Source organism: Specibacter sp. AOP5-B1-6 (assembly GCF_052376555.1).
Lineage (GTDB): Bacteria > Actinomycetota > Actinomycetes > Actinomycetales > Micrococcaceae > Specibacter.
Genome location: NZ_JBQSVT010000069.1, coordinates 1 through 9,916, shown reverse-complemented (window position 1 = coordinate 9,916; position 9,916 = coordinate 1). Strand labels below are relative to the sequence as shown.

Sequence of the window (9,916 nt, the reverse complement as noted above, 5' to 3'; positions counted from 1 at the left end):
TCCGCGGAACATCGTGAAGCACGGAAACTGCTGCCGGCAGGGAACATCCGGAAGGCTGTGTCACGGCAGAATCGTCAATTAATCATCGCTGGTAACGGTCCGGCGCCGGGCACTGAGCAGATCCATGCCGGGGCGGGCGGCCACGTGCTCCTCGACGGCGTCAAGCGCGGCAACAATCCGGCTGCGCTCAGCAGCCACCAACCCAACACCGACAACAGCACGCCGGTGCAGATCTTTGAGGTCCACCTCTGCGACGGAGACGTCGAAATGTTTCCTAATCTCGGCAACCAGGGGCCGTAGCACGGACCGTTTCTCCTTCAATGAATGAACGTCGCCAAGCAACAGATCAAACTCGATCCAGCCGATCCACATGCTCGTCCTTTCCTCTAATGAATGCTCGATACCCGTTTGAGGCGGACCGGGTGCCTGTTTTCAGGGTACTCAGTGCGCGCTTTCCGACCAGTCACCCCGGTTGATGCACGACCGCACCGGGAGCCTTTGGCTGTCCGGCGCCCGCCTGCGGCTCTCCCACAGCGCTCTCGCGACTGTCGGCCCCAAGGGCAGGGACCCGACAGCCCGTTTGTCTCATGCCCGGTGATACAGCGCCACCCAAAGGTTGACCATTGCTGCGACAGGGTCCGGGAAAACAGCCCATCTGCAGGAGCGTTCGGGATAACAGCCCCGAAGGTGAGCGAGGGTCGGGTGGGGGCGTTCTGGTGGGAGGCGTTGACTGGGGTCATATGCTGGGGGCATGACGACGACGTCCGCTGCCTCCGCGTCCACACTTGCCGCCAGCCTGGCTGAAACCGGATACCTGGCCGACGAGGGCCTGGCCACCATTGCCTATTTGGCCATGGCCATGGAACGGCCGCTGCTGCTGGAGGGCGAGCCCGGCACCGGCAAGACCGCCATGGCCGAAGCCATCGCAGAAGCGTACAAGCTCCCGCTCATCAGGCTCCAGTGCTATGAGGGCATCGACGCCGCACAGGCACTGTACGACTGGGACTTTACGGCGCAAATCCTGCACCTGCGCAGTGTCGAGGCCGGCGGCGGAAACCTCAGCACCGCCGAACTGGAGAAGTCCCTCTACGACGAGCGTTTCCTGCTGGCCCGGCCTATCTTGAAGGCGTTGCAGCAAAGCCCGGCCGTGCTGCTCATCGACGAAATCGACCGGGCAGATGACGAATTTGAGGCTTTCCTGCTCGAGGTGCTCTCCACCTATCAGGTCTCCATCCCGGAATTTGGCACCGTCAAGGCGGCAACCCCGCCGATCGTGGTGCTCACCTCGAACCGGACCCGCGATCTGCACGATGCGCTCAAGCGCCGCTGCCTTTACCACTGGATCGACCACCCCGGACTGGCCCGGGAGGTGGCGATCGTGCGCACCCGGCTGCCGGACGTTCCGGCGCTGCTGGCTGAACAGGTGGTCCGCGCCGTCCAGCAGATCCGTGCCACGGACGACGTCATGAAGCCACCGGGCGTGGCCGAAACACTCGACTGGGCCCGGGCACTGCACCTGCTGGGCAGCCCCACGCTAGACCTGGAAGCGGCCGCCGCCAGCATCGGCGCACTCTGCAAATACCGCGAGGACACCACCCGCGTCTCAGCCACGCTGGCCCGGATCCTGGGCTGAACCATGGCGAAGATCGCACTGCACCCGGCGGAAGAGATCCTGCTGGCCTTTGCGACCGCGCTCCGCACCGCCGGTGTCCAGGTCACGGCGGATCGGTCCCGCAGCTTTGTCGACGCCGTCTCCCGCCTGTCCATCGAGAATCGGACAGACGTGTTTTGGGCCGGGCGGGCAACACTGTGCGCGGAACCCGAGGACCTCGACACGTACCAGCGCACCTTTGAGAGCTGGTTCGCCCCGGCACATGCACCGGGCGGAGCGCCACAGGGCTCGGCCACGACGGTCAAGGCCGCTGCCCTGGACGACGACGGCGGAAACGGCCGCGAGGAGGCCGGCGGGGAGGCGCTGCAGGCGGTCGCCAGCCGCCGAGAAATGCTGCGCCACCGCGACGTGGCCACCCTCGACGACGCGGACCGCGAGCTCCTGCACCGCATGTTTGCCGACCTGCCAGTGACACTGCCAAGCCGGCCCGGCAGGAGGCGCCGAACAGCCCGACACGGTTCCATCGACAGGGTCCGCACACTGCGTGCACAACTGCGCCGGGGCGGCGAACCCGGCCCGTTGAAATACGGCAGGGCGCCCCGAAAGCCCAGAAGGGTGGTGTGGCTGATTGATGTTTCCGGCTCCATGGCACCCTATACCGACAGCCTGCTGCGCCTGGCCCACCACGTCCTTCAAGCCGCCCCGCAGCAGGTTGAGGTGTTCACGCTGGGCACCCGGCTGACCCGGGTGACGGCCGCACTGAGGCTCCCCGACGCCGACGACGCCCTGGCCCAGGCGGGCCGCACCGTGCCCGACTGGTCCGGCGGCACCCGGCTCGGAGAGGTGCTGCGGGCATTCAATGACCGGTGGGGGCAGCGCGCGGTGGCCAGGTCCGCCGTCGTCATTGTGGCAAGTGACGGCTGGGAGCGCGGCAGCCCTGCACTGCTGGGCCGGCAGGTGGAGCGGCTGCACCATGTGGCCCGGCGAGTCGTTTGGGCCAACCCGCACCGGGGGAAAAACGGCTACGCACCCGTGCAGCAGGGAATCAAGGCCGTCCTGCCGCACGTTGACGCTTTTATGGCGGGCCATTCGATGAAGAGCTTCGAGGAGTTGTTGGGCGTGATGGGCAATGCGTGAAGTGTTGAAGGATTTGGTGGAAGCAGTGGAGGCCGGGCACACGGTGGGGCTGGGCACGGTGGTGCGCACCTTCCGCTCTGCGCCGCGTCCGGCCGGCGCCTCCATGATGGTCGACGCCGGCGGGCTGGCTGTGGGGTCCGTGTCCGGCGGGTGTGTGGAAGGGGCGCTCTACGAGCTGGCCACGGACGTGGCACAGGACGGCAAGCCCGTCCTGCAGCGCTACGGCATCAGCGACGACGACGCCTTCGAGGTGGGGCTGACGTGCGGGGGCATCATCGACGTGTTTGTGGAAGCCGTCTCGAAGCAGACGTTTCCGGAACTGCCGCTCGTTGCCGCGGAGGTGGACGCCGACCGGCCCGTGGCCGTCGTGACGGTGATCGAACACCCCGACCCGGCCTGGTTGGGGCGGCACCTGGTGGTCCACCCGGACGGTTTCGAGGGCTCCTTGGGCAGCGACCGCGCCGACCACGCCGTCAGCGATGACTCCATGGGCCTGCTGGCGGCCGGGCGGAACAGCACGTTGATGTACGGTCCGGACGGGGAACGCAGGGGCGACGGCATGAGGGTGTTTGTGGCCAGCTTCGCCCCGCAACCGCGCATGCTGGTCTTCGGCGCCATCGACTTCGCCGCGGCTGTGGCCAAGCAGGGCAGCTTCCTCGGCTACCGCGTGACGGTGTGCGACGCCCGTGCCGTTTTTGCCACGAAGGCCCGCTTCCCCGTCGCCGACGAGGTCGTGGTGGAGTGGCCGCACAGGTACCTGCAGGCCCAGCTCGACGCAGGGCTGATCGACGCCCGCACGGTGATTTGTGTGCTCACGCACGACCCCAAGTTTGATGTGCCGCTGCTGGAGGTGGCGTTGCGCCACGACGTCGCGTATGTCGGGGCCATGGGGTCGCGCAAGACCCACGACGACCGGCTGGACCGCCTGCGGGAGGCGGGCGTGTCCGACGTCGAGCTTGAAAAGCTTTCCAGTCCCATCGGCCTGGACCTGGGCTCACGCACACCCGAAGAAACCGCCGTGTCCATTGCGGCGGAGATCATCTCGCTGCGGTGGGGCGGAAAGGGCGGACGGCTGAGCGGGCTGGCAGCCCGCATCCACCACGTGCCCCTGGCCGATGCCGCACACGAAGACCAGCACGGGCACGAGGACCGAGCGGGCGAGGCAGGCTAGCACAAACCCGACTACAAACAGCCCTAACGTTCCGGCGCGCCGTCATGTAACGTAAGACACATCACGGGCTGGAGCACAGCTGGTTGGCATGGGCTCCTTACGAATCTAGGAGATCTCAATGGCGAGTTCCAAATCCATCCACGTCGACGTTGACGGTGTCGCTTACACGGACGACGTCGAACCCCGGCTGCTGCTGGTCCAGTACCTTCGCGAGCGGCTGGGAAAGACCGGGACGCTGATTGGCTGCGACACCACCAACTGTGGCGCCTGCACGGTGCATCTTGACGGCGTCAGCGTGAAATCGTGCACCATGTTTGCCGTGCAGGCTGACGGGCACCAGGTCACCACGATCGAGGGCATGGCGCAAAACGGCAAGCTGGCCCCGCTGCAGGAGGCTTTCCACCAGTGCCACGCGCTGCAGTGCGGCTTCTGCACGCCGGGCATGATCATGCAGTCCGCGTCGCTGCTGGAGGAAAACCCGCACCCCACCGAAACCGAGATCCGGGACGGACTGGAGGGGAACCTGTGCCGGTGCACCGGCTACCAAAACATTGTGGCCGCCGTGAAGTCGGTGGCTGACGGTGTGAACTACGACGACAGCGGCGTTTCCGTCGCCGAGTCGCTGGCTGACGACGCTCCCCCGGCTGCGGATCCGCTGCTTGGGGACGCTTCGAAAACGGCAGGTGTGTCATGACCACCACCGTTGACAATGGCGCCGCGCCGGCCCGTGCCGAAATTGGATCGGCCCGCCTGCGCAAGGAAGACGCCCACCTGATCACGGGCCGCTCCCGCTTCACCGACAACATGGTGCTGCCGGGCATGCTGCACCTGGCCATGGTGCGCAGCCCCTACGCCCACGCAACGATCACCAACATTGAGGTGTCCGCCGCGCAGGCCTCCCCCGGCGTCTTTGCCGTGCTGACGGGCGCTGACGTTGCCGAGGAACAAGGCAGCCTGCCCAACGCCTGGCCGGTCACCCCGGATCAGAAGGCACCGAACCATCCCGCCGTCGCCGTCGACGAGGTGGCGTTTGCGGGCGAAATCGTGGCCGTCATCATCGCCCGCAGCGCGTCCGCAGCCCGCGACGCCGTCGAACTTGTCGACGTCGACTATGCCGAGCTGCCCGTCGTCATGGACCTGGAGGAAGCGTTCACCGACAAGGTTCTGGCGCACACCACGCTGGAATCCAACAAGTCCGCCACGTGGGTGTTTGATTCGGCCGAGGCCGGCACCGGCACGTCCATTGCGGACGCGCTGTTGAATTCCGACGTCGTCGTGGAACGCACCCTGTACCAGCAGCGGCTCATTCCGGCCTTCATGGAACCGCGTTCCACGGTGGTTGACCCGACGGGTGAGCAAATCACCATGTGGAGCGCCACGCAGATCCCGCACATCCTGCGGCTGATGCTGGCGTTGACGCTGGGCATCCCGGAAAGCAAGATTCGGGTGATCGCCCCGGATGTGGGCGGCGGGTTTGGCGGCAAGCTGCAGGTCACGCCCGAGGAAGTCATCACCGTGCTGGCAGCCCGGCGCATGGGCAAGCCGTGCAAGTTCACCGAAACCCGCAGCGAGTCCCTGCAGGTGGGCCACCACGGCCGGGCACAGGTGCAGCGGCTGAAGATCGCCGCCACGAAGGAAGGCATCGTCACCGGCCTGGACGTGAACCTGCTGGCCGACATGGGCGCCTACCTGGGCCTGATCACCTCCGGCATCCCGGTGCTGGGGGCGTTCATGTACAACTCCATCTACAAGTTCCCGGCGTACCGGTTCGAATGCAACAACATCTTCACCAACAAGGTCTGGACCGACGCCTACCGCGGGGCCGGCCGGCCCGAAGCCACGTTCGCCATTGAACGGATGATGGACGAGCTCGCGGTTGAGCTCAACATGGACCCGCTCGAGCTGCGCGAGAAGAACTGGATCAAGCACACCGAGTTCCCGTTCACCACGGTGGCCGGGCTCGAATACGACACCGGCAACTACGAGGCCGCCACGGCCAAGGCCGTGGACCTCTTTGACTACCAGGGGCTGCGGGCCGAACAAAAACGCCGGCGGGATGCCGGGGAACCCGTGCAGCTGGGCATCGGCGTGTCCACCTTCACGGAGATGTGCGGGCTCGCCCCGTCCAGGGTGCTCGGTTCGCTCAACTACGCGGCCGGCGGCTGGGAACACGCCCAGGTGCGGGTGCTGCCCACCGGCAACGTTGAGGTGGTCACCGGTTCTTCGTCCCACGGGCAGGGCCACGAAACAGCATGGAGCCAGCTCGTCGCCGACAGGCTCGGGGTGCCGTTTGAAAACGTCGAGGTCCTGCACGGCGACACGCAGGTGTCCCAGCGCGGCCTTGACACGTACGGCTCGCGTTCGCTGACAGTGGGCGGCATGGCAGTGCTCGCGGCGGCGGACAAGGTGATTGAAAAAGCCAAGGTCATCGCCGCCCACCTCATGGAGGCCAACGAAGACGACCTCGAATTCACCAACGGCGCGTTTACCGTTCGCGGAACCGACCAGTCCACCGGTCTGGGCGAGATCGCCTTTGCGGCGTTCTCGGCGCACAACATGCCCGACGGCGTGGAGCCCAACCTTGACTCGGAGGCCACGTTCGATCCGGTCAACTTCTCCTACCCGCACGGCACCCATCTGGCGGCCATGGAGGTGGACACGGAAACCGGGCAGGTGACCGTGCTCAAGTACGTGTGCGTGGACGACATCGGCGTGGTGGTCAACCCGATGCTTGTTGAGGGCCAGGTGCACGGCGGTTTGGCCCAGGGCATCGCGCAAGCATTGTACGAGGAGGCAGTTTATGACGACGCAGGGACGCTGGTCTCCGGTTCGTTCGTCGATTATCTGGTCCCCAGCGCCCCGGATCTGCCGCACTACATCACCGCACGGACGGAGACCCCGGCCACCAGCAACCAGCTGGGCGCCAAGGGCGTCGGCGAGGCAGGCACCATCGCCTCGACCCCCGCCATCGTCAACGGGGTGCTGGATGCGATCCGGCATCTGGGCGTGAAGGACATCAAGATGCCGTGCACGCCCTCGCGTGTCTGGCATGCCCTGCAGGAAGCCAAGACCGTTGGAGGAGTGCAATGATTCCGAGCACCTTTGATTACGCCGCGCCGACAACTGTTCAGGAGGCGCTTTCGCTGCTGGCCGCCGCCGACTCGGCCGGGGACGACGTGAAGCTGCTGGCCGGTGGCCAAAGCCTGATCCCCGTCATGAAGCTGCGCATGGCAGATCCTTCATTGGTCATCGACCTGGGCAGGATTCCCGGCCTTTCCGGCATCACGGACGACGGCGGAACCCTCACCATTGGTGCCATGACGCCGCACCACCTGATGGCCACCGATCCCCTGCTGGCTGCCCACGTGCCGCTGCTGCAAATGGCGGCCGCCACCGTGGCCGACCCCCAGGTGCGGCACCGCGGGACGTTTGGCGGGGCCCTCGTCCACGCCGATCCGGCCGGCGACATGCCTGCGGCGGTGTTGGCCACGGGGGCGACGTTCACCCTGTTTGGGTCGGGCGGCGAACGCACTGTGGATGCCGCCGATTTCTTCCAGGGCTACTTCACCACTGCGGTGGAGGAGGGTGAGATCCTCACCAGCATCCGGGTGCCCACATATGACGGGTGGGGCGCGCACTATGAAAAGTTCACCCGGGTGTCCCAGCAATGGTCCATCGTGGCCGTCGCAGCGATGGTGCGAATGGAAGGCGGCGTGATTGCCGAAGCCCGGCTGGGACTGACAAACATGGCCAGCACCCCGCTGCGCGCCAGCGCCGCTGAGGCTGCGCTCGCAGGCTGTGCGCTGGATGCGGACGCGATTGCTGCCGCCTGTGCACTGGCCGCCGATGGGACGGAACCGGCCAGCGACCTCAACGGCGACGCCGACTACCGGCGCCACCTGGTCCAGGTCATTGCCAGGCGAGCGGTCATGGCTGCGGCCGGGCTGCAGCCCGCCGGCAAGTTGCGGGTTGGGGCCTGACGCGTCATGGAACTCAAACACCACTTCACAGTGCCCAGCTCGCTCGAAGACACGTGGCGTTCCTTCAACCAGTTGGAGGAGATCGCCCCGTGTTTCCCGGGTGCAACGTTGACCGGGGTCGAAGGCGACACCTTTACCGGCACGGTCAAGATCAAGCTCGGCCCCATCGCCATGATGTACGCGGGCACGGGGCAGTTCCTTTCACGCGACGAGTCCACGCACACGGTGGTCATTGAGGCTACCGGAAAGGACAAGCGGGGCAACGGCACGGCTGGCGCCACGGTAACCGCCGTCCTGGCAGCTGCCGGCGATGGCACCACCGTGGACGTCTCCACGGACATGAACGTCACGGGCAAGCCCGCCCAGTTTGGCCGGGGCGTCATCCAGGACATCTCGGACAAGTTGCTGGAGCAGTTCGTCCAGTGCGTCATCCGCAACGCGGAACGGGACGAAGGCGGCCAGGACGAAGGCGGGCCAGACGAAGGCGGGCCAGGCGAAGGCGGGCCGGGCGAACCGGGCCCGGGCGCAGTGGTTTCCCCGGGGCAGGGCGCACAATCCACGTCTTCCGGCGGTGCGGGCACAATTCCTGCGCCAGTACCGGCAGCAACAGCTGCCTCTGCCGATGGTCAGCCGGATGCCGCTGGCGCCGCCAGTGGTGTTCCGGCAGCTGCCAGCCATGCTTCACGCCGCACTGCACCACCGGCCGCGCCGGCCGCGGAGCTCGATCTGGGCTCGGCCGTGCTGCCGGTGCTGGCCAAACGCTTTGGTCCAGCGGCTCTGGGAGTTCTCGCCGTTCTGGGTGTCCTGGGCATCGTCGCCGTCCTCTGCCGCAGGCGGAAGTAGCGCTCAGGCAAGGCGGACCGGTCACCGCGACCGATCCGCCTTGGGTCTGCGCTATCCAGCGTTCCAGTACACGCGCTGGTTGTCCTTGAATGACAATGAGGGCTCCACATAGACCTTGGCTCCCGCCACGGCGTCGGCTGGAACGTCCATGCATACCTGGTACTCGCCCGAGCCGCCGTTCTCTAGCGTGGGAACGTCAAAGCCTGTCTTTTCCAGGGATGCCATGCAAGTGGTGGAGGAATATTGGCGGGCGTCGCTGCCCACAAACTTGACCCCGAGGTCGATCCACGGATCGCCTTCCTCGGCCCCAACGTACTTCACCGAGACGTCGATCAGCACGTATTGGCCCTTGGCCGGTTCGTTGTAGGCGTTGACCGCAGCGATTGCATCACCGGCGTTGGCGTTGATTGCGGTTACCGTGACTTCATACTCGTTGCCAACTTGGCCCGTGGCCCCCACGGCCAGCGCCTCGGCGTCGGCCTTCTCCTGGTCCTTGGCGTTGGTGTCCACCACGCCGTCGGCGCTGTCGCTGATGGCATTGCTGACGCCGTCGAGCATTGCCGAATAGAAGGCCTGCGACGCGAGGACTCCCACAAGGGAGACCACTGCGATGACGAGTGCAACGATCGACATGCCTTTGGCTTTGGAGCCCTTCCTGGCCGAGATGACAAGCGCAACAATGCCGAGCACCAAGGCAAACAACCCAAGAAAGAACACCAGGTTGTTGACGATCGGGATCCAGCAGAGCAGCAGCGAGACGATCGCCAGGATCAATGCGGTCAGTGCCAATGCTTTTCCGGCGCCCTTGTTGCCGGCCGGCGCCTGCGGGTAAAACTGCCCCGGAGGAGGAAACCCGGGACCGCCGGTGGGCGGCATGTGTGACGGCGGCGCTTGGAAGGACCCCCTGCTGCGGGTCCATGGTTTCGTTCCCCATGAGATCTTGCTCCTGATATCGAGTGAGGCGGGAAGACGAAAAGCCCCCCGCCGGCGCTGGATTTGCCTGAAATCCTTGCTAAGAGCGAATCTAAGGGCAGGGTCTGACAAAGTAGCGCGGCATCGGCTCTCAGACTCTCAGGTCTCCGCGCGGGATCCGGGCAGTCTCCGCATTGCTCGCGGTGACTGCGTTCAATGCGGGTTGGTTCCTGCACAGGGGGTGCTGGTTGGTTGATGGTG

Annotated in this window: 9 protein-coding genes; 7 read left to right on the top strand and 2 right to left on the bottom strand. The window is 66.0% G+C overall.

Annotated elements, in window-relative coordinates; genetic code table 11:
* Positions 1-78: 78 nt before the first annotated feature.
* Positions 79-372, bottom strand: a complete 294-nt coding sequence (locus ACT3TS_RS19090; RefSeq protein WP_444533113.1) for a DUF503 domain-containing protein — start codon at positions 370-372, stop codon at positions 79-81.
* Positions 373-751: 379 nt separating this feature from the next.
* Between ACT3TS_RS19090 and ACT3TS_RS19085 the strand changes: the two genes are divergently transcribed.
* The 7 genes from ACT3TS_RS19085 (at position 752) to ACT3TS_RS19055 (ending at position 8,743) form a co-directional block, all read left to right on the top strand.
* Entirely contained in the window at positions 752-1,633 is an 882-nt protein-coding gene (locus ACT3TS_RS19085) for an AAA family ATPase (protein ID WP_444533112.1), read from the top strand.
* A gap of 3 nt (positions 1,634-1,636) precedes the next feature.
* A complete protein-coding gene (locus ACT3TS_RS19080; protein ID WP_444533111.1) occupies positions 1,637-2,749 on the top strand; it encodes a vWA domain-containing protein in 1,113 nt (370 codons plus the stop codon).
* Entirely contained in the window at positions 2,742-3,920 is a 1,179-nt protein-coding gene (locus ACT3TS_RS19075) for an XdhC family protein (protein WP_444533110.1), read from the top strand. The genes ACT3TS_RS19080 and ACT3TS_RS19075 overlap by 8 nt, the downstream gene beginning before the upstream one ends.
* Positions 3,921-4,038: 118 nt before the next feature.
* Positions 4,039-4,614 carry a (2Fe-2S)-binding protein gene (locus ACT3TS_RS19070; RefSeq protein ID WP_444533109.1) on the top strand — a complete coding sequence of 192 codons (576 nt, stop codon included), beginning with the start codon at positions 4,039-4,041 and terminating at the stop codon, positions 4,612-4,614.
* On the top strand, positions 4,611-7,010 hold the full coding sequence (locus ACT3TS_RS19065; RefSeq protein WP_444533108.1) for a xanthine dehydrogenase family protein molybdopterin-binding subunit: 2,400 nt from the start codon (positions 4,611-4,613) through the stop codon (positions 7,008-7,010). The genes ACT3TS_RS19070 and ACT3TS_RS19065 overlap by 4 nt, the downstream gene beginning before the upstream one ends.
* The gene (locus ACT3TS_RS19060; RefSeq protein ID WP_444533107.1) at positions 7,007-7,900 is read left to right on the top strand and encodes an FAD binding domain-containing protein; all 894 of its coding nucleotides are present in this window, start codon (positions 7,007-7,009) and stop codon (positions 7,898-7,900) included. Before ACT3TS_RS19065 ends, ACT3TS_RS19060 begins: the two co-directional genes overlap by 4 nt.
* A 6-nt stretch (positions 7,901-7,906) precedes the next feature.
* The gene (locus tag ACT3TS_RS19055; protein WP_444533106.1) at positions 7,907-8,743 is read left to right on the top strand and encodes an SRPBCC family protein; all 837 of its coding nucleotides are present in this window, start codon (positions 7,907-7,909) and stop codon (positions 8,741-8,743) included.
* Between the two features lie 51 nt (positions 8,744-8,794).
* Here ACT3TS_RS19055 and ACT3TS_RS19050 read toward each other — a convergent pair whose 3' ends face one another.
* Positions 8,795-9,532 (bottom strand): hypothetical protein, encoded by a 738-nt coding sequence (locus tag ACT3TS_RS19050; RefSeq protein WP_444533105.1) that lies wholly within the window; start codon positions 9,530-9,532, stop codon positions 8,795-8,797.
* Positions 9,533-9,916 lie beyond the last annotated feature (384 nt).